Raw genomic sequence first — 21,663 nt, 5'->3', positions numbered from 1 at the left:
TTAAAAATGAAGCAACATGGCAGACCAAATAACAACTTCAGGAAGTGATTTAGGAACAGCATCAGAAACTCCTTCCATCAGAACATTTCAAATAGATCCCAGTGGTTTAGGAGGAATATCAGAAAGTTTAAACCTATTTAGAGGTGATATAAATTTACCACTCAATCTCATAAGTATTTCAAGCAGGAGTGGACTTGAAGCATCCGCATCAATTTTATACAATAGCAGTGTATGGAAACAAGTAGATATCTGGAACAAAGAAGCGCCAACAGGTCCTTTAGGCTTAGGTTGGTCACTAGGTTTCGATTTTATAGCGCTAGATAATCAAGATAGTATTGCGGCAAATAACAATCAATACTACTTAGTCTCAGACGGTAGTGTAAATCGTTTAAATTTAGTAAAAGAAAATACTGACTATTGGGAGTTTGAATTAAATAACTTTGAATTTTGGGATGTTCGTTTTTATTTTAATGATGAAAAATGGGTCATCACAAAAGAAGAAGGGAATCAATATATTTTTGGAGGTTCAACAGGCGATGCTACAAAAGATCCACTGCAATACGGTATTAAATGGGGACAAAAAAATGGAAACTGGAAAGACAGCAGCTCTAGAGTTACTGGTCAGACAAACTTTGCCGTAGCATGGAATTTAAATAGAATTCAAAACCCTTTTGGTGATGGAATTGATTTCTCTTATGAAAATGATTTAAATCAAATAGGAGGAGATACTGGGCTCACATATACAGTAGCTTCTCGCCTAAAAATGGTGAATTCTCCATACAGCCGCTCACTCAATTTTCATTATGAAGACAAAGAATATACAGATACGATAAGAGAATATCAGTTTCCCAATGTATTTGTAAGCAACCCTGATTTTCATGCGTATCAAGACCGATTGGAAACAAAATACTTAGACAAAATTGAACTGCGGAACGCTAGTGATGCAGTTTCTGCTCCTGATGCCTTGTTGACTACAGTCAAATTTAAATATGATATTATAAATATAGCAGAAGGAAATACAACTGATCCTAACTTTTTTAAGCGATACCTTACCGATGTAATTATGGTAACAGCTAATGGATTAGAGCTTCCTAATTTTAGTTTTTCGTATAATAATGATCCAGCAGAAATAGATGGAACCAATGAGCAGCCTGGCGCATTAAAAAACATCATATATCCGCAAGGAGGAAAAGTCATGTATGACTATGACAAAGCAAATTTAACAGGAACAAGTAGAACCAATGAATGGGTTCCAAAAGGAATTCCTAGGATATGGCATGGACCAGATTACACAGTATATGCAGAATACGACGGAAGTAGTAAACTAGAAGTCAAAGTGCTCAGTTGGAATGGAACTTGGATTGAAGCTCCACAAACATTCACGCTTTCAAGAAAAATTAATTTGGAAACACTCAAAGTATCAGCAGAAAATGACTTCTTTTCGTTGAGTTTTATTTCAGATGAAAACAATCCAGATTTATATGCAGTACTTTTTCACAAAGAAAATGGTCGCTTTGGACAATGGCTTATAGAAGATAGTTTTCAGTCATTAAGTATTTCTAGTGGAGATCAAGGAATTGTGGTTACGGGCGATCAATTCATGATGGCACTAACATCTCCAGGTCGTTTTTATGTAAAAGTATGGGACAATAGAACCAAAGCATGGACAGACAAAACCAACAATATATCAGTACCGTCTAATGCCAAATATGCACTGGCAGCAAATAGCAATTATTTAGCACTCGCCAGTTACAAATCTAATAACAATAAAGCCGATTTAGTTCAGTATTATCTCGATGAAGAAGGTGACTTTAAACAAGCCACTTTAGCCGTAAGTAGCATATCACCAGTAGAATGGTTGGACGATAGTACACCTGATACATTTTGGGCACTTGGAAATGATTTCTTTGCAACAACCTATATCACAGGAAACGCAAATGATATGATTGATTATAAAATCCAAATTCAGCAATGGAATGAAGAATTTCAGGCGAATTTACAAATAGATGAATCAAAACAAATTGCAGATGATACCGACTTTCCTTTTGCACAATCGGTAGTAAGTGGAAGTGTAGTCGGTAACTTAGAAAGTTTATATCGTTACGATGGTTTAAAGTGGGATACAGGAACACTGCCAATTCCAACTTCAGACACAGATATTCCATTACTCATTTATGGTTCAGACACAGCAATGGTAACGAGTGAAAGTTCAAACCAAATCAATCAATACAATCCATACAGCTTAAGTTGGGGACAAACCCTAAATGGTAGTAGTAGTGATATCAATCCTACAATCAGTTATGATTATTTTTCGTTGGGACGCAATGTATATTACAGAGATAGTTTTGGACAATTAGAAATTGTATATAATTTACCAAGCGATGTTTTAGGAAAAAGTTTAAATAACCGAGCGCCGTTCTTCTTTATTTGGGAAGATACAGCAGGAAATACATTAGTGTTACCTGTAAAAAATGGTAAAGTTGCTGAAAATCCTTTCAAACTAGCCAATCAAAAAATATACAATGACGAAACAGATTCTGGAACCGATTTAGTGGGAATCTCTTCATTTGTTACATATCAAGGAAGTTTTTCCAATCCTTCAAAATTTACAATCTACCAATTCGTAAATGAAGAAATAGAAGGAGAAATTGATTCGTATGTAGTCAGCAAACTAGCTATAGACGATGGATATCCTGTAACTTGGGGAGACAATTCAATAGAACGATCCAATACACATTACAGCTATGATTGCGAAAATGTAACCATCAGTACAGACGGAACCGTTACAGAGTTTGCCGCTGCAACCGCCATTTATGGATTAAATACCAACAATGCAGGAGTTTGCTATCCGCCGCCAGATGATAATATTTTAGGACGATCAGAATATAGATATCACAACAATGGAAGCGCAGTAGATTCAGGCTTACAACTTGATTGGGAAGATGAAGACGATAGTACCTATTACTACAGTTACTTAAATGGAATGTTATTTGACAAAACTGATTATGATCAAGATGGAAATACGGTACAAAGAATGGTCAATTACTACAAAGTGCATACGGAATATGCAACTGTAAATGATCCAAGTACATTATTGCCGCTTATTGGAGGCTATGTAAAAACTATTTCAACAGAAAGTACCCAATACGAAGAGCCAATTATACTGGGATCAATTGAAAATAGTAAATCAAAAGAACATCACTTCTCAAAAGTGAAAGAACTTTTAAATACACGATCTCTATACACTAAAAAAGCGCAATTTTTAAAATCGAGGCAGCCGCAACGACACTTGTGTTATCCATTGCAAGGCAAGCAAACACACTATCCAGTTTCTATGAAAAATGATACGCTATCTATAGCTGTCGGAGTAACGCGAACTGTAAACTATGAATATGCCAGCGATACAGGCTTAATGACAGCAGATGAAACGGATAACTATAACATGGAAGGTGAATTAGAGATTTTTAGAAGAGAAATCTATTTTGCATATCAAGTAGATGAATATTCGTTACTAAAAGAACGCCATATATGGTCGCCAGTAGCTGTTTCTATAAAATTTCATGACAATAGTGATAGAACCGACAAACAACCTGTGGAATTCACATTAACAACCTATAAATCTTGGGCAGATGATACTGGTGATTTAACACCATGGGCACCAGCACGAACTTGGATTGGAACGAGTGAAGCGGCATACGATGCTTCAAAAACAATTCCTGTGACATTTACGGATTGGGACAACACAAAAGAAGAAGTTGATGACTGGCGAAAAATTGGAGAAACAACACTCAGAGCCTCTTCAGGTGCAGTCATTGAAGCCTTAGATGCAAGTAAAAAACCTTCAGCCAATATTACAGGAAGCAATGAATTATATAGAGTAGCTACGTTTGCAAATAGTTTTTACAAAGAATCAGCATACCTCGGGTTTGAAGCTTACGAAGATATGTCCGAATGGTCTGTAGCGAGCGGTTCTATAAAAGATTTTTTAATACAAAATGATGCGCATACAGGTTATACAAGCTTTGGATTACAGGCAGATGCTTCTCAATACCTAGAAAAAGAAGTAAGTCTTCAAAACAATACTAAAATTTACATTCTATCTTGTTGGGTAAAAACAACAGAAAGTTTTAATACTGACAACGGAAAAGCTGCTTGGAGTATAGAAGACGAACAAGGTACAGAATTACAATCGTTTTCTATTGAAGGTACAAATGGTGAATGGGCGTATAGAAACTTTGTATTTCAAATAGGAACTAATACTGAAGACGACAGCTTTACAGAGGTAAAATTGATTGCAAAAAATCAAAAGGAAACAGCTTCTAGTTTATTAATGCTCGATAATATATTATTCAATCCATTAGAAAGTGATACTTCTGTTACTGTGTACGATGCTACATATGGCGATGTTACAGGAAGCATAACACCTTCTGGACAAACACTTACAAGCGGTTATGATGCATACAGAAGGCAACTTTCAAATTCCATAAATGGTAAAACAACAAGCGCCATTTCATTGTTTTTAATACGACAATGGTTACTAGGAAACACTTTCGAATTTCCAGAAGCATATCCAAATGCAATTACAGAAATACTTCCAAGTACAGGAGGTGCGATTGCAAATTTAATACAAGGTGATGACTGGAAAAATGAATGGTCATCAACCGAAATAGACAATTGGGAAACAAGTGATAATACGCTCACGTATACAGGATCAAGTGCGAATACAATTAGCTATCAACCAACGAATGATACTGAAGATTACGGAGCAAAAGTATCGCTAATTCAACCTTTAGATGAAGAAGGAGTTCCTATTGCGCCAACTGAAGCTGTTGGAATGGCTTTAGGAGAAGACTTAAGCGTAGTTTGGAATCCAAGTACAGGTTGGAGTTTAACACTGTCAGGAACTACAGAAACTATCGAATCACCAATTGCAAACACATCTGGTTTTGGAGTAGAATGGTTGCTAATGTCGTCTAATGACCCTGTATCAGGAAACACCTCTGTATTTTTTATGGTTGATGGTTTATTGCTCTATTCAAACCTAAATGCATCAAGTATAAAAGGAGCTTTATCACTACAATTGGCTGAAAAAAATTATGGTTTTACAGGAATTACAACTTTTGAAGGCGCAAATCAAGGAACGACCTATTTAGATGGATCTGGAAAAGAATTACAAAAAGTAAGCTTTGATGGTTCGGGAATTATTGTGCAAGAATCTGTGTACGATCAAATAGGAAGACCAGCTATTGGAACAAAAGCCACACGTATTGCGGCAACAGCTCAATTATATCAAACTGATTTTGTAAAATCTTTCAACCCAGAAACGGGAGTCATGACAGGAGATGTTGCGACACTAAACCCAGATGCGGAAGGATTTCCGTATGTACGAAGTGAATTCAAACGAACAGCACAATCGTTAGTCATTCAACAAGGATTACCCGGAAAAGACTTTGCTATAAGTACAAATGGAACAACTGAAAACACAAAAATTAATACTTTAGAATACGGAACCAATTCGGCAGATCAATATCCAGGAACCAATTGGCCGGCAAATCAGTACTTTGTTACCAAAGTAGAAAATGCAAATGGTCAGTTAGAAATATCAGTTACCACGAAAGCCGATCAAGAAATTGCAAAAATGCAAGGTCCGTTAGATGATGGAAGCTTCACTACATTTTGGACGTTTTACGATAATGCGCAACGAATAGTAAAAACAATACCGCCAAATGGTGTGGCAGAAATCGTTAATGGTACTGGAAATGGCGAAAAATGGGCAACCATAAGCAATTACAATTTTGTAGGTGATATGGAATCTGAAGAAGGTCCAAATATGAACATCACGCAATATGTATATAACATACTTGGTGAAGTACGATTTACCTTAACAGCAGAAAACACATCAGATGATGGTACTAATGATAAAATTGTTTACAACAAATATGATGTGTTAGGACGTGTGATAGAAAACGGTTATTTTGTAGGTGCTTGGGATCGAGATATACTTACAGAAAAAGCACTTACAAATCCAAATTACCCAGATGCTTCAACATCGCATGTTGTATTAAATTCGTTTGAGTATGATGGAGATGGATCAAACCCTTTAGCTTATGGACAACTCATAGAAACCAAATCTTATAGTGAAGATTCTGAACTCTTAGTGCAATCTAATTTTGAATACGATTTAGACTCAAATCTAGTGAAGAAAACAATGTTGGCGAATCAGTACAGCGCAGATAGTTGGGAACTAAGTTATGAATACAACAACTTAAATAATCTCACAAAAATCACGTATCCATCAGGAGCACATCAAGCAGAAATTTCATATAAATTCGATCAATTAGGACAAATATACGCTATTGGCAATGGTGTTGACGATGAAGTATTTGGAGTATTTAGTTACAATGCAGAAGGCGCAATTACTGGATCTACCTTAAGTTTAAATGATTCCTTATCCATCATTAGAGCGTCTACATATAATCCACCTGGATGGCCAGTAGATTCAGAAAACAAATTGAGTAGTGATCAAAGTTTAATCTTCAAGGAAAGTCTTAATTATACCGAAGGCGGTTTTGAAGGTGCAAGTTATTATGATGGTAAAGTAGCAAAAGCGACATATACAAACGAAGATGATTCTAGTTATAGCTATGAATATAAATACGATCAACTCTCAAGAATCTTAACGGCACAAAATACAGTCGATAAAAACTTGAGTTTAGGAGTCGCTTCACCGTTAACCTATGATGAAAATGGAAACATAATAAGTTTATCTCGTGGAGATACAAAATCTGAATATGCCTATGAAGATGCTACTGATAAAGTAACGTCTATTGATACAGACGGATCGCAAACGGCAGAATTTACCTATGATAAAGATGGGAACACAATTGCTGCTGATACAGATGCAGATTTATCAAATATCAAATACCAAGTATCTGGAAAATTAGTAACATCTATTGATATTGGTCCAAATTCCAAAACAGGAACTCCAAACAGTACGCTTGCTATTGATTATGATGCAGACAATAACAGAACTGTAAAAAAACTTACAGATAGCTCAGATGAAGAACTAAGTGCTAAACTCTATGTTCGAGGCGAAAATACCAACAGTCTTTTTGAACAAGAGCGTGAGGGCAGTACGCTTAAAAATTCGCAATACATTTATGGTCCAGATGGCCTTACAGGAATGACAAGTGGCGACAAACGCTATGTTGTTGTCAAAGATCACTTAGGAAATATCAGAAAAGTGGTAGATGAAACAGGAACAATAGTAGCTAGTTTTGAATATACTCCTTTTGGGATGACCATTACAAAAGAAGGCAGTACATCTCCAGACATTACTTTTTACAGATACACAGGACAGGAATTTGACAAAGAAACGGGCTTATACAATTTCCCAGCCAGAATGTACGATCCAGAAACTGGGCGTTTCTATACAATTGATCCTAAAAAAGTAGGAGGAACACCGTATGCATATGTGCTAAACAATCCTTCAAATTTAGTCGATCCTGATGGCGAAGAACCATTAACAGCATTTTTAATAGCGGTTGTTATTGGTGCTGTCGTAGGAGCAGTAGCTGGAGCAGTAACCTATGCGGTAACGCATCAAGGAAGTTTTAATATAGGCGAATTTTTTGCCTATACAGTAGTAGGAGCTGTTGCTGGAGCCATTGGTGGCGCTGCAGGTTATGGTGCAGGTGTGTTGGCAACCGCAGGTTTGGCTGCCGCAGGAGTTTCCACATCATCCACAATAGCCAGTGGAGTTGTAGTAGGTGCTGCAACAGGTGCCGTTGACGGAGTCGTTTCTGCATCGCTAAACCAAATAGGAGTAAACCTCATAGAAGGTGATCCAGTTTTACAAGGTGTTGGAACACAGGCGCTCATTGGTGGTGGAATGGGACTTGCTATTGGAGGAATTGCAGGAGGAATTACAGGTAAACTACACACACCAACTGCGCAAAAACTAGCAGATCCAGATGTATCCATATCTGCATCAAGTAATAGTAGAAGATATGCTCAATTTAATAATGCCGCAGAATTACATGGAGGTGTTGGAGGCGATGTAGGGGCAACAATGAGGGCGACTAATGTAGGTGGTAATGAAGTACTAACACTTGGAGGTCATGGTGGAAACAATACTAGTGGAATCTATTTTGGAGATGGCGGAAACTTTGTTGACGCAAATGTTATAGCTACAGATTTAAAAGCTGCTTCTGGAAAATTTAATGGAAAGGGTATTGATTTAACCGCTGTATGCTATCCTGGGCAAAATGGTACAGCGAGAACCTTAGCTAATGAATTAAAAGTTCCAGTTAGGGCGGCCTCAACACCTACCTATACATATGCATCTGGAAGAACAGTGGCTTCATATGGTCAGAGAGTAGATGAATTTTTTGGGCGTATTGTAAAGGCTCCAGTACGAACCTACTATCCAAACAAATTGACAACAGGTTGGGTAGCTTTATTTGGGTATTAAACATATACAATGAAAGAAATGCAAACAATTGCTATAGACATCAAAAATCCATATCCTGCATACAAACGTATGCAGGAGTATGATCCTGTGTATCAAATGCCATCAGGACAATGGATGATTCTCGATTATAAAAACGCACAAGAATTATTACAAAGTCCAAAATGTTTACATTGGGGACAAGATGAACGTGTGTTTACGCATCTTCCTCCAGTAGAAAAGGCAATCGCAAAGACTCTATATACGCTTTCTCCAGGAAATGATCGTCCGTACAGAAAGCAAATTTTACATCAGTTGGCAGGTAGAAGTTTGCAAATTGATGTAAAAACGATGGAAGATTTAGCCAATGATTTGCTTACCAATCTAAAAGGTCAAAACGAACTAGAAATCATCCGTGATTTTGCGCATCCGTTTACCTTTGGAACCATTTGTAAAATTATTGGAATTCCAGAAACGCAACGCAAAACATTTAGTGATTTGGTAGCAAGTATGGATGGCGGTTATTTATCGTGTATCGATCTAGAGACTGGAAAACAAACAACAGAAGGAGCTGCGTTTATTCAACAATTAAAAGAACTCATCAAACTAAAAAAAGAAAATGCAGGAAATGATCTCTGTTCGGTATTGATAGAAAGTAGTGCAGAAGAACCAGATCAAGAAGCTTTTTTGCTCTCTATGCTCATTTTACTGTTTTACGCAGGGCATCAAAACATGATGAATTTTTTCGGAAATGCAGTATTGACATTAGATGAACACCCAAAAATGCAGGAAAAATTTAGGGAAAATCCGAAGTTGTTACAAAAAGGAGTTGACGAGTTGATTCGCTATGACAGTCCATTGCAATATATTATGTTAATCGCGAAAGAAAAAATCAGCATTCATCAAAAAACAATTCCGGCTGGAAGTCAGTTGTTAATTGCTGTAGGCGCTGCTAACAGAGATGCTTCTGTATTTGAAAACCCGGAAGAACTTCGTTTAGACAGGACGCATAAGCATTTAGGATATGGAGTCGGCGCTTTTCGTTGTATAGGCGCACGATTGGCACAACTCCAAGCATCTGTAGGTTTAGAAAGTTGGTTGCATCATATTTCAACATATACACCTATTACAGATCAAATTTCATGGAGAACGCATCCTTTTGTACAACGTGGTCCAGCTACAATAAAAGCAAAAATAGATTGGTATGACAACAAATAAAACCTCTTTTATCAATAATTATGACGACATGATTCTTTCGCCAGTCATGAGAGAAATGTATAATAATAGTGCGTTTTACAATGTTGGCTATTGGGAAAATGCTTCCATGTTACTTAAAGACGCTTGTCAATCTTTAGTAGAAAAACATTTGGCATTAGTCAGTACTGAAAAACCGTTGCATATTTTGGATGTTGGATGCGGTTTAGGAGCAACAACAAATACAATAAAAGAAAAATTTCCCAACGCAAAAGTAACAGGAATCAATATTTCGGAGCGACAAATTTCGTATGCACGTGAACACTATCCAGCGTGTAACTTTGAAATTATGGATGCAGCACAACTCACTTTTCCAGAAGATCATTTTGATTTGATTATTTCTGTAGAAGCGGTATTTCATTTCCAAACACGAGAAGAGTTTTTAAAAGAAGCATATCGAGTCTTAAAACCAGATGGAGAACTGATATTTACAGACATTTTGTTGCATGATTCACATTGGGTTGGAAATTGGTCAGTTCCGAAAGAAAACATGTTGAGGTCAGTTGAATTATATCAGCAATTACTTCAAGAAACAGCCTTTTCTATACGTGTTTCAGAAGATATTACTGCAAACTCATGGATGGGTTTCTGTGAACATATTCGTGAAAACAAAAACATGACAGAGTTAGCGAATGGACTTCAAAAATCGATCATAGCGTATTTATTGATGAAGCTAAAAAAACAATCATAAAAACGAAATAGACTAGCAACAAAAACTTTCAAAAAAGATAAAGGTGCAAGTCTATTTCAAAATAATGTTTTAGAAATTAAATGTTTACGATTCAAGAAATCCTTCTAGTCGATCGAAAGCACTTCCCCAACCATTATAAATTCCCATTTTCTCTTGTTGACGGCAGTATTCCTCTGTTTCATGGATAACATGGAATGTAAAGTTGGTTGTATTGCCATCTGCTTTAAAATGCACATGAATTTCCACGTTTTCAGTCATAGGTTTAAAATCGGCAGTAAAAACTATTTTTTCTTGCGGAACAATTTCTGTGTAAACTCCTTCAGAAATAAATTTGTTTCCATCTGGCATTGGCATGCTGAATTTCCACTTTCCACCAACCGTAAAATTATGTTCCTCAATAGCTAACTTCATTCCGTTAGGCGCCCACCAAGAAGCAATATGTTCAGGTTGTGTCCAAGCGTCCCAAACGAGTGCTAAAGGCGCGTTAAAAGTTCGTTCAATAGTTATAGTGCGGTTTTCTAGATTACTCATGTTTGTTGTTTTTAGATTGTAATTGATGTAAATAGTTTTCAAAATTATCAAGTCTATCTTCCCATAATTGCTTGTATTGGTCAATCCATAAAAAAGCAGGAATTAATTCTTTGGGTTGAATCATACAAAAGCGTTGTCTTCCTTGTTGTTCAATCGTAATAATATCGCATTCCTTTAAAATTTTTAAATGCTTTGATATGGCAGGACGACTTACGTCGAACTTTTCCGCAATCGAATTGATCGTCATCGTTTCTTTTGCTAGCAAGTCAATAATATCTCTACGTACAGGATCGGCAATCGCCTGAAAAACATCTCTTCTCATAATTTGTGTAACTAATCGGTTACAAATATATGCGTAACTATTTGGTTACGCAATTGTTTTTATCATTTTTTTTGAGAATAAAATAGGAAGGAGTTGCGCTTATGGAAATAGTTTTGTTAGTATTAGGATTTGGTTTGTAAACTTTTTCTTATTTTAGAAGTTGAATAATTTGTGGTTGTATGTCAAAGAAAAATAACGGTGGTAAAGAGCAGAGAAAGATTAGTCTCGAGGAACTAAAAAAAATACTTGAAAATCATCAATTGTGGTTAGAGACTAATAAGAAAAAAGGAAAAAAGGGAGACTTATCATACCTAAACTTAAGTGGGTTTGCTTTATCTAATCTAGACTTAAGTTATATCAATATTATAGGAACTGATTTAAGTTTTTCAGAATTGAGATTTTGTAATTTTAATTTTGCAAATATTCGAGATAGTGATTTATCAAACGCAAATCTAACAGGAGCAAGGTTTTTTAGAGCTAATTTAAGTTATAATAATTTTAAAGATTCTAAATTAGAATATGTAGCATTTATAGGCTGCAATATAGATAATATAAGTTTTGAAAATGTAAATTTCTCTAGCACGGTCACTAAAGAAAGTAACTTTAATGATTGTATGCTTACAATAAAACAGATTTCACAAATTCGAAATTTTCTTAATAGTAATCGAGAAAATATTGAAGATGAAGCCAGTTTTGAAATTGAAGAACTCAAGAATGAGCTTGAAGAACAGAAAAAACAATTAGCAGCAGCACAAGAAGGAGAAAAAGAAAGGATAGAATCAGCAACTAAATTCACAAAAGAAAAGTTAGAAGAAACAAAAGCTATTCTTGCTAAAGAACGCGCAGCAAAAGAAAGTACTAAAGAAGACATAGAAAATGGAATTACTCATTTGCAAGCACCAAATAGTTACTTGCAATCACAAATTAATATTCAGTATTGGTTAACTCGAGTTTATGGATTTTTAACAATTCTCACAATTGGATTTTTAGCCTATTATATTGGGTGTCATTACTCAGAGTTCAAAGCAGGTTTAACCGAAAAAACAACCTTTTTACAATGGTTATTTTATGGGTTACCAATTGGAATTTGCTTTTCATTAATCATAACTTTTATCAATCAAATCAATTCACGCTTAAAAAATGTAATCAACTTACATGAAAAAAGACGCTATGTAGATTCTATTAGTGGAGGATTGAAAGCTGTACAAGAGCTAAGTGAAAATAATAAAGAAGCACGTACACGAATTTCTGGTGTATTAGATGAAATTTTAAATAATACGATTAAACTTTCTGAAAAGCTTCAAGAAGATGTTTTACTAGATGAAAAACCAATAGATAATAAGGTATCTGTAAGTTTAAAAGAGCTTAAAGATTTGCTTTCTAAGTAGTTTAGATAAAAAAAGAAATTCATCAGTCATTTAAGGAACAAATCACTTCGTCATACTTCCTGATAATAACGTAAACAATAATTTAAAATTCAGCATTTATAATATCAAAAAGACAATTCAAAACTAATCTCCAAAAGCAAAACTCTTTCGAAATCTCGAAGGAGTAATCCCTTTTATCTCTTTAAACTTCCGATTGAAATTAGAAACATTAAAAAAACCGCAAGAATAGGCAATATCTGCAATGGGCAATTGTGAGGGATTGGTCAAAAACTTACACGCATTTTCAATTCTGACTTCAGTCAAAAACTTAAAGAAAGTTTTATTCGTTCGTTGTTTAAAATACTTGCAGAATGCATTTGGTGTCATATTGGTAATTGTTGCAATATCTTCTAAAACAATCTTTTGATCAAAATTATTCATGACAAATTCAAAAACCGAACTCATACGTTTTCCTTCATCATCTGTATAATTTCTGGTATTGATAAATGAAGAAACGGTTTCATATTCAGATTGCATTAAAATGGAAAGTATCTCAAAATAAGTAGCAAATTGTTGCATTGAATATTGTTTTGTAATATTCTTAAATAACAAATTCGCATAGGTTTGATTTTCCATAAACTTCACTCCTAAGTTTGCATCTTGCAGTAGTTGTTTTGCTTTTTGAAGCTTCGGTAAATCAAAAAAGCGTCTGCCAAAACTATCATTTGTAAAAAATAAAGAAATCATATATGAATCTTCATCATTTTCTATATCGCTCTTTAAAACATGTGGAACATTGCTGCCAAATAACAATACATCACTTGGTTTAAAATCGCGAATAGTATCACCTACAATAAAAGTTCCTTTTCCTGAAATAATACATGAAAGTTGAATTTCTTCATGCTGATGTAATTGCTCATAAAATGCACGTCCACGATCTTCCTGAACGATTAAAACATCGTTTTCTGCTTTGGGTATTTTAAAAGGTAAAATTTTCATTGTAAAAATCTAATGGTTCCAGTTTTTATTTATGTTTTTAATCTCTATATTGAGCAGAGTTTTAATCTTAATACGCTAAAATTAATCTAAAATAATACTATAAAACAAGAATTAGGATAATATAGTATCAAAATTGGATAATATCTGCCATTTCTATGCTTAAGAATAAAATTAATTTTACACCAGCCAAAAACGAAATTATAATAATCAAAAAATAAAACAAATGACAATTAACTGGAAAGGCGTAATGCCAGCAGTAACGACGAAATTTACAGAAAACGATAACCTCGATTTAAATATGTTTGCTGTAAACATCCATGCACAATTAGAAGCTGGAGTAGACGGAATTATTTTAGGTGGTACTTTAGGTGAAGCCAGTACTTTATCGCACAAAGAAAAGAGAACTTTAGTGAGAGAAGCTGTAAAAATTGTAAAAGGAAAAGTTCCTGTAATTATCAACATTGCAGAACCATCAACTCAGGCTGCTATTCATGTAGCGTTACACGCCAAAGAAGATGGTGCTAGCGGTTTAATGATGTTGCCTCCAATGCGTTATAAAGCTGATGACAGAGAAACTGTTCAGTTTTTTAAATCGGTTGCAAATAGCACAGATTTGCCAATAATGATATACAACAATCCAGTAGATTATGGAATTGAGGTGACATTAGATATGTTTGATGAATTATTAAAAGAGTGTCCAAACATTCAAGCAGTAAAAGAATCTACACGCGATATTTCAAACATTACACGTATCAAAAATCGTTTTGGTGACCGATTGGCAATTTTAAGTGGAGTAGATACTTTAGCATTAGAAAGTCTAGTAATGGGCGCAGAAGGTTGGGTTGCAGGTTTAGTTTGTGCATTTCCTGCGGAAACTGTAGCTATTTACGCTTTAGTAAAAGCTGGAAAAATAAACGAAGCACTAGAAATATACAGATGGTTCTTACCATTATTAGAACTAGACATCAATACTAAATTGGTGCAAAACATAAAACTAGCTGAAGTTGCCACTGGAATTGGAACAGAAAATGTACGTGAACCAAGATTACCATTGATAGGGAAAGAAAGAGAAAATGTACTGAGAATTATCAAAAACGGAATCAAAACACGCCCAACTTTACCAGATTACAAGCAGTATTTAGGTTAAAATTAAGTACTGAGTAGTGAGAAGTTAGTATTGAGATTTTAGACAGATATTTAATATTTCTTTACTTAATAAAATGTAACAATTAGTTCAGTTCATTAATTATGAACGATAAAAATAACTACCTAAGAAGCATGATCACAGGAAAAAATTATATAGGAAACTCGCTTTCCGCTAAAGGAAATATTACATATAAAACCTTTAATCCGAAAACAAATACAAATAACGAAAACGTATATACGGAAGCTACTTCGCAAGAAATACAAGAAGCTGTAAACTTAGCATCTGAAGCTTTTAAAGAGTTTAGAACAATTTCTGGAGCAAAGAAAGCAGCGTTTTTAAATGCTATTGCAGACGAAATTTTAGCATTAGATGATGCATTAGTCAATGTATACATGTCAGAAACAGGTTTACCAGAAGGAAGAGCCAAAGGTGAACGCGGAAGAACTGTTGGGCAATTACGAACTTTTGCCAAACTCGTGGAAGAAGGTTCTTGGGTAGAAGCGCGCATTGATCCTGCACAACCAGATCGCACACCGATGCCAAGAGTAGATTTACGAAAAATGTTAGTTCCTATTGGACCTATTGTTGTTTTTGGAGCAAGTAACTTTCCGTTAGCCTATTCTACCGCTGGAGGCGATACAGCTTCTGCATTGGCATCAGGTTGTCCAGTTATTGTAAAATCGCATCCAATGCATGCAGGAACAGGTGAATTGGTAGCTTTAGCAATTCAAAAAGCAGCTGAAAAAACGGGGATGCCAAATGGTGTATTCTCAAACTTAAACAGTAGCGGAATTGAAGTTGGACAAGAATTAGTACAACATCCAAAAGTAAAAGGAGTTGGTTTTACTGGAAGTATTCGTGGTGGACGCGCATTGTTCGATTTAGCAGGAAAACGTCCAGAACCAATCCCTGTATTTGCTGAAATGGGAAGTATTAATCCAGTAATTTTATTCCCAAAAGCTTTAGAAACAAAAGCGGAATCTTGGGCAAAAACGTATGCAAGTTCTATCACTTTAGGAACAGGTCAGTTTTGCACAAACCCAGGATTAATTTTAGGAATAAAAAGTAACGATTTAGATACGTTTATTTCAACACTTTCAGATGAAATCGTAACCATTGCTCCACAATGTATGTTGCATCCAAATATTCACGCGGCATACACAAACAATAAGGCGCAAGCACAAGATCAAAATAATGTAACAACAGTAGCTGCTATTACAGAAACTGTTACTGAAAACTACGCGCAGCAAGCTGTAGCAGTAGTTGATGGAAAAACATTTTTAGAAAACGAAACACTTCATGAAGAAGTTTTTGGACCATTTTCATTAATAGTTAAATGTGCAGATGCAGCAGAATTAGAAGCTATTGTTGCAAGTTTAGAAGGACAATTAACAGGAACAATTATTTCTGAGGAAAATGAAGTTTCTCAGTATGATGCTATTGTTCAAGCCTTGTCAGACAGAGTAGGAAGAGTCATTTTTAATGGTGTTCCCACTGGTGTGGAAGTAGCACCTTCTATGTTGCACGGTGGACCATATCCTGCATCTACAGACAGTCGATTTACTGCGGTTGGTAGAGATGCTATCAAACGTTGGGTAAGACCGTTTAGCTATCAAGACTGGCCAAATGAATTGTTACCAAACGAATTGAAAAACGAAAATCCGTTGCAAATCCTTCGATTAGTCAACGATCAAGAAACAAAAGAAGCTTTATAAAAAATTGCTATGAGAAAGACTTTTTTTTGTATTGATGCACATACGTGCGGAAATCCTGTGAGAGTTGTTGCTGGTGGCGGACCAAATTTAGATGGTTTGAACATGAGCGAAAAACGTCAACATTTTCTTAAAGAATACGATTGGATTCGCAAAGGATTGATGTTTGAGCCACGTGGACATGACATGATGAGCGGAAGTATTTTATTTCCACCGAGCAATCCAGAAAACGATTTTGGTATTTTATTTATTGAAACTTCAGGTTGTTTGCCAATGTGCGGACACGGAACTATTGGAACAATTACCATTGCCATAGAAGAAGGTTTGATTACACCAAAAACGCCAGGGAAAATAAAAATGGAAGCACCTGCAGGCTTGGTAGAAATTGAATACCAACAAACAGGAAAAAAAGTAGATTGGGTTCGGTTAACGAATGTAAAAAGCTTTTTGGCAGCAGAAAACTTAACAATTGATTGTCCTGAGTTGGGAGAAATTACTTTTGATGTCGCTTATGGCGGAAATTACTACGCAATTGTAGATCCACAAAAAAACTTTTCTGGAATTCATGATTTCACGGCAAGTAAAATCATTCAATATTCACAAGTAGTACGTGAACGAATTAATTCAACATATCCGAATCAGTTTATTCACCCAGAAAATGAAACCATTCGCGATGTTTCTCATATGCTGTGGACAGGAAATCCGTTAGATGCAACATCTTCAGGAAGAAACGCTGTTTTTTATGGAGACAAAGCAATTGATAGAAGTCCATGTGGAACAGGAACATCTGCTAGAATAGCACAATTGCACGCTAAAGGAAAGTTACAGCTACATGAAGAGTTTATTCATGAAAGTTATATAGGTTCAAAATTTGTAGGTCGTGTTGAAGAAGAAACGACTTTAGATGGAAAACCTGCTATTATACCAAGCATTCAAGGTTGGGCAAAAGTATATGGTTACAATACGATTATTATTGATGATGAAGATGATCCGTATGCACATGGTTTTCAGGTGATTTAAAGATAGTATTGAGATTTTAGTATTGAGATTGAGAATGTTGGATACGTCATTACAAGGAAGTATGACGAAGTAATCTGTTTGGTAAAAAAACAGGTAACTGCTAAAATTTAGGAGTAATAAAAAAAGATTAAAATAGAAATGTTAATAGTTAGTATTAAGATTTCTTAAACGTCAGTTCGAGTGTCAAATCTATGATTTGGAGTACTTTAACTACGCTCAGTAGAACTGCCGAGAATAGCTATGAAAACTGAGTACTTCTTGATAACTCTGTTGAGTAAATTGAAGTATAATATTTTCAAAATTCTCGTAAGAACGTACTAAATAAATTTTGAGGTGTTAGTATTGAATATCAAAATTTACAAACGTCAGTTAGAGCGCCAAAACTATGAGTTTTGCTAAGTTTATTGAAGTGCAATTTTTGTCAAAAATCACTCGAAATGACGATTTTAAAATAGATTCCTGCATCCATAGGAATGACAATAAAAGAAATCTAACAATCTAAAAGCGCATGTGCGTCTAAGAAGTGTAAAAATCTAATTGAATTGAAAAAAGAAGTAGTAATTATTGGTGGTGGAATTATAGGTTTGTGTTGTGCATATTATTTGCAAAAAGATGGACATCAAGTTACCATTGTTGATAAAAGTGATATTTCTAGCGGTGCATCTTTTGTAAATGCCGGATATATTACGCCAAGTCACATTATTCCATTAGCTGCCCCAGGAATGATTACCAAAGGGTTAAAATGGATGCTCAATTCTTCGAGTCCGTTTTATGTAAAACCACGCTTGGATGCTGATTTTTTGAAATGGTCGTGGTTGTTTAAAAAATCAGCTACAGCGAAACATGTAGAACGTTCCATTCCTATAATTAAAGATATTAATTTGCTAAGTCGTGAATTGTATACAGAGATGAAAAACTGCAACGACTTTGATTTTCATTTTGAACGCAAAGGTTTGTTAATGTGCTATCAAACAGACAAAGAAGGCGAAGCAGAGTGGAAAATGGGACAACGCGCTATTGATGAAGGTTTGAACGTTCAAAATTTAACTAAAGATGAAGTTAAAAAGTTAGAACCAAATGTTGATTTTAATATAAAAGGAGCTGTGTATTTCGATTCGGATGCGCACATGACACCAACCGATTTTATGCCGCAAATGATTGCGTTGTTGAGAGCAAAAGGAGTTCAGTTTTATACAAATGCAACAATTACCGATCTAGAGTTTTCAAATGATAAAATTGTAGCTGTACAAACTGACAAACGAACTATAAAAGCTGACGAATTCATACTTTCGGCAGGTTCATGGAGTGCAGTTTTGGCAAAAAAACTTCGCATACAAATTCCGCTTCAAGCGGGAAAAGGCTATCGAATAGACGTTAAAGAACACACAGGAATTACCATGCCAGCAATTTTAGCTGAAGCCAAAGTTGCAGTAACGCCAATGCAAGGTTTTACTCGATTTGCTGGAACCATGGAAATTGGCGGAATCAATCATAACATAAATAAAACACGCGTAAAAGCAATTGCAAAAGCTGCAGAAACTTTTTATAACGGATTGGAAGTACCGAAAGTTGCTATTGATAAGGCTGCCTGCGGATTGCGTCCGTGTTCACCAGATGGTTTGCCATATATTGGAAGAGCAGAAAATTATAAGAATCTTACAGTTGCTACGGGTCACGCTATGATGGGTTGGAGCTTAGGTCCAGCTACCGGAAAATTGGTGAGTGAGTTGATAGGAGAGAAGCAAACTTCCATGAAATTAGATGGTTTTGAAGTAGAACGGTTTGGTTAACTTATACATTTATCTATTATAAAATTATTAGTATATCGAATTAAATTTATTACATTTGAGTGTGCTGTGTTTTGAAAAAAACATCCTCCCTTCACACCAAAACTATTGCATTTAATTCATGATTTATACGATAAGAGTTCTATTTACCATAGTATTATTTAATACATGGTTTTCCTTTTCTCAAAATTACCCTGTTGTCAACTTCCAAAAAATCAATGAAATTACGGGTAACTTCACAGGTAATTTAGACAATAATGACAATTTTGGTGTTTCGGTAGCTGCTATTGGCGATTTAGATGGAAATGGTGTTACCGATATGGCTGTAGGAGCTTTTAATGATGATGATGGAGGTAGTAATATTGGAGCCGTTTGGATTTTATTTATGGGTTCAAATAATGAAGTACTTTCTCATACAAAAATCAGTAGTACTAGCGGTAATTTTACTGGCGATTTAGATGTAAGCGATCGATTTGGTGTCTCGGTAGCTTATTTAGGTGACATGAATAATGATGGTTTGATTGAACTAGGAGTTGGTGCTACGTATGATGGTGATGGGGGATTTTGGCATGGAGCTGTCTGGATTTTAAGTTTGAATAGCGATGGAACCGTAAATTCCCAGTCTAAAATAAGTGATACAGAAGGAGGTTTTACAGGCTTTATCAATGGAGATGCCGTTTTTGGAGCTGATTTAGAAAATATAGGAGATTTAAACAATGACGGAATAGACGATTTAGCCGTTGGTTCAAGAAGAGATGCAGATGGAGGATCAAGAAGAGGAGCCGTTTGGATTTTATTCATGAACCCAGATTTTACTGTAAACAGTCATCAAAAAATTAGTGATACACAAGGAAATTTTACAGCCATTTTAGAATTTGAAGATTTTTTTGGAGGATCCGTTGTCAATATTGGCGATTTAGATCAAGATGGTGTTACCGATTTGGTAGTTGGCTCGTATCGTGATGATGATCAAATTACAAATTCAGGAAGCTTCTATGTGTTATTTTTAAATGCAGATGGAACTGTAAAAAACTATCAAAAAGTATCTAATTTAGAAGGTGGTTTTGATGGTTCTATTACAACAGATGCACTTTTTGGAAGATCCATAGATGGAGTAATTGATATTGATAACGATGGAAAAATAGAAGTTGTGGTTGGAGCACTACAGCAACAAAACCCTACATCTCTACAACAAACTGGTGCCTTTTATATTATTGAATTGAATGCTGATGGAACTGTATCTGAACAACATTTTTATACACAAGGAGAAAACTGTTTTACAGGAGAATTAGATGATGGAGATTATTTTGGAGGTTCTGTAGGTATCTTAAATGATTCAGGAATATATCGTTTAGCAATTGGTGCTTACAGAGATAGCGATAGTGGTACTAATAGAGGCGCCGTTTGGATTTTAGAGTTAGGAGAACAATCTTTTAGCATTGTCAACAGTCAAGATCCAACAGATTGTGCTACAAATAATGGAGAAATAACGATCGGTAATCTAGGGACAAATACAACTTATGACATTTCTTATGAAATCAATGGAAACCCTGTGATGACAACTGTTACATCAGATGTAAATGGAGAATTTACATTAGCTGGATTAGCAGGAGGAAATTATACAAATATCGCTCTTACTAATACTGTGACAAGTTGTTCAGGAACAGTAGATGATGTTCTATTAAATACAGGAAACCTTGATGTTAATTTTACACAACAAAACCCAAGCTTATGTGGTGCTTCTGACGGAAGTATTTCTTTAAGTAATTTAGTTCCTAATTCAACATATCAACTAAGCTATACAGTCAATGCAAATGCTGTAATCGTTACGGTGAATGCAACTGACACAGGAGAAATTGTGTTAGCAAACCTCTCAGGAGGAACCTATACTGCTTTTACAGTAGTAGACTTAAATTCAAACTGTGAAGATATCTTGGGAGATATCTTTTTAAATGAGCCAGTTTTTCAACTCAATTTCACAGCTAGCATGCCATCGTCTTGTAATGCTTCAGATGGAAGTATCTTAATTTCAGATTTAACTCCAAATCAAGCATATATAGTTGATTATTTCTATCAATCTAATCAAGTGCAGGCTACTTATACAGCAGATATTAATGGAGAAATAGAACTCACAGGATTAAATGCAGGTTTGTATGAGTTTATAATGGTGGTTGATACTGTAGGACCGTGTACAGACGGTATTGGAGAACTGCTACTAGAAAACTCAACATTTACAGTAAATTCTAGTTTTACAAATCCAAGTGCTTGTGGCATTGCAGATGGTTCTATTACTTTTGAAAATGCAAATGCAACTACAGCGTATAGTGTTTCCTATAGTTTAAATGGCACAACAACTATTGTTACAGTAAATTCAGATGCTTCGG

General features: G+C 35.3%; 11 protein-coding genes and 1 pseudogene. 9 read left to right on the top strand and 3 right to left on the bottom strand.

Annotation, left to right across the window (positions count from 1 at the left end; genetic code table 11):
* Positions 1-16: 16 nt before the first annotated feature.
* From ACRBBL_RS17715 to ACRBBL_RS17705, 3 genes are read left to right on the top strand one after another with little or no spacing between them, the layout of a single operon-like run.
* A complete protein-coding gene (locus ACRBBL_RS17715) occupies positions 17-8,473 on the top strand; it encodes an RHS repeat domain-containing protein (RefSeq protein ID WP_431370412.1) in 8,457 nt (2,818 codons plus the stop codon).
* Positions 8,474-8,482: 9 nt separating this feature from the next.
* Positions 8,483-9,667, top strand: a complete 1,185-nt coding sequence (locus ACRBBL_RS17710; protein WP_431370411.1) for a cytochrome P450 — start codon at positions 8,483-8,485, stop codon at positions 9,665-9,667.
* Positions 9,654-10,394, top strand: coding sequence for a class I SAM-dependent methyltransferase (locus tag ACRBBL_RS17705; protein WP_431370410.1), 741 nt, complete (start codon positions 9,654-9,656; stop codon positions 10,392-10,394). Before ACRBBL_RS17710 ends, ACRBBL_RS17705 begins: the two co-directional genes overlap by 14 nt.
* Positions 10,395-10,478: 84 nt before the next feature.
* Here ACRBBL_RS17705 and ACRBBL_RS17700 read toward each other — a convergent pair whose 3' ends face one another.
* Positions 10,479-10,925, bottom strand: coding sequence for an SRPBCC family protein (locus tag ACRBBL_RS17700; protein WP_431370409.1), 447 nt, complete (start codon positions 10,923-10,925; stop codon positions 10,479-10,481).
* Positions 10,918-11,247 carry an ArsR/SmtB family transcription factor gene (locus ACRBBL_RS17695; RefSeq protein ID WP_431370408.1) on the bottom strand — a complete coding sequence of 110 codons (330 nt, stop codon included), beginning with the start codon at positions 11,245-11,247 and terminating at the stop codon, positions 10,918-10,920. The genes ACRBBL_RS17700 and ACRBBL_RS17695 overlap by 8 nt, the downstream gene beginning before the upstream one ends.
* A 179-nt stretch (positions 11,248-11,426) precedes the next feature.
* On the opposite strand from ACRBBL_RS17695, the gene ACRBBL_RS17690 reads away from it, so the two are divergent.
* Positions 11,427-12,635 carry a pentapeptide repeat-containing protein gene (locus ACRBBL_RS17690; RefSeq protein ID WP_431370407.1) on the top strand — a complete coding sequence of 403 codons (1,209 nt, stop codon included), beginning with the start codon at positions 11,427-11,429 and terminating at the stop codon, positions 12,633-12,635.
* A gap of 123 nt (positions 12,636-12,758) precedes the next feature.
* Here the strand turns inward: ACRBBL_RS17690 and ACRBBL_RS17685 are convergent, their stop codons facing one another.
* Entirely contained in the window at positions 12,759-13,613 is an 855-nt protein-coding gene (locus tag ACRBBL_RS17685; protein ID WP_431370406.1) for an AraC family transcriptional regulator, read from the bottom strand.
* Between the two features lie 223 nt (positions 13,614-13,836).
* On the opposite strand from ACRBBL_RS17685, the gene ACRBBL_RS17680 reads away from it, so the two are divergent.
* From ACRBBL_RS17680 to ACRBBL_RS17660, 5 genes and pseudogenes are all read left to right on the top strand, one after another.
* Positions 13,837-14,760 carry a dihydrodipicolinate synthase family protein gene (locus ACRBBL_RS17680; protein WP_431370405.1) on the top strand — a complete coding sequence of 308 codons (924 nt, stop codon included), beginning with the start codon at positions 13,837-13,839 and terminating at the stop codon, positions 14,758-14,760.
* 131 nt (positions 14,761-14,891) lie between these two features.
* On the top strand, positions 14,892-16,475 hold the full coding sequence (locus ACRBBL_RS17675) for an aldehyde dehydrogenase (NADP(+)) (RefSeq protein WP_431370424.1): 1,584 nt from the start codon (positions 14,892-14,894) through the stop codon (positions 16,473-16,475).
* 9 nt (positions 16,476-16,484) lie between these two features.
* Positions 16,485-17,492: a 4-hydroxyproline epimerase gene (locus ACRBBL_RS17670; RefSeq protein ID WP_431370404.1), complete on the top strand. Its 1,008-nt coding sequence runs from the start codon at positions 16,485-16,487 to the stop codon at positions 17,490-17,492.
* 518 nt (positions 17,493-18,010) lie between these two features.
* A pseudogene (locus ACRBBL_RS17665) lies at positions 18,011-19,282 on the top strand (NAD(P)/FAD-dependent oxidoreductase); the annotation flags it as partial.
* Between the two features lie 118 nt (positions 19,283-19,400).
* Positions 19,401-21,663, top strand: a 2,263-nt coding sequence (locus ACRBBL_RS17660) for a hypothetical protein (protein ID WP_431370403.1), incomplete at its 3' end; no start/stop codon positions are given.

It is taken from the genome of Kordia sp. (assembly GCF_050633145.1).
In the GTDB taxonomy this organism is placed as follows: domain Bacteria; phylum Bacteroidota; class Bacteroidia; order Flavobacteriales; family Flavobacteriaceae; genus Kordia.
The sequence above is the reverse complement of the archived record's forward strand: the minus strand, read 5'-3'. Positions and strand labels throughout refer to the sequence as shown.

Bases quoted from the DNA above. Each gene is read 5' to 3' on its own strand.
- ACRBBL_RS17700 (WP_431370409.1), bottom strand. From the start codon at position 10,925: ATGAGTAATCTAGAAAACCGCACTATAACTATTGAACGAACTTTTAAC.
- ACRBBL_RS17670 (WP_431370404.1), top strand. From the start codon at position 16,485: ATGAGAAAGACTTTTTTTTGTATTGATGCACATACGTGCGGAAATCCT.
- ACRBBL_RS17690 (WP_431370407.1), top strand. From the start codon at position 11,427: ATGTCAAAGAAAAATAACGGTGGTAAAGAGCAGAGAAAGATTAGTCTC.
- ACRBBL_RS17680 (WP_431370405.1), top strand. From the start codon at position 13,837: ATGACAATTAACTGGAAAGGCGTAATGCCAGCAGTAACGACGAAATTT.
- ACRBBL_RS17695 (WP_431370408.1), bottom strand. From the start codon at position 11,247: ATGAGAAGAGATGTTTTTCAGGCGATTGCCGATCCTGTACGTAGAGAT.
- ACRBBL_RS17715 (WP_431370412.1), top strand. From the start codon at position 17: ATGGCAGACCAAATAACAACTTCAGGAAGTGATTTAGGAACAGCATCA.
- ACRBBL_RS17675 (WP_431370424.1), top strand. From the start codon at position 14,892: ATGATCACAGGAAAAAATTATATAGGAAACTCGCTTTCCGCTAAAGGA.
- ACRBBL_RS17705 (WP_431370410.1), top strand. From the start codon at position 9,654: ATGACAACAAATAAAACCTCTTTTATCAATAATTATGACGACATGATT.
- ACRBBL_RS17710 (WP_431370411.1), top strand. From the start codon at position 8,483: ATGAAAGAAATGCAAACAATTGCTATAGACATCAAAAATCCATATCCT.
- ACRBBL_RS17685 (WP_431370406.1), bottom strand. From the start codon at position 13,613: ATGAAAATTTTACCTTTTAAAATACCCAAAGCAGAAAACGATGTTTTA.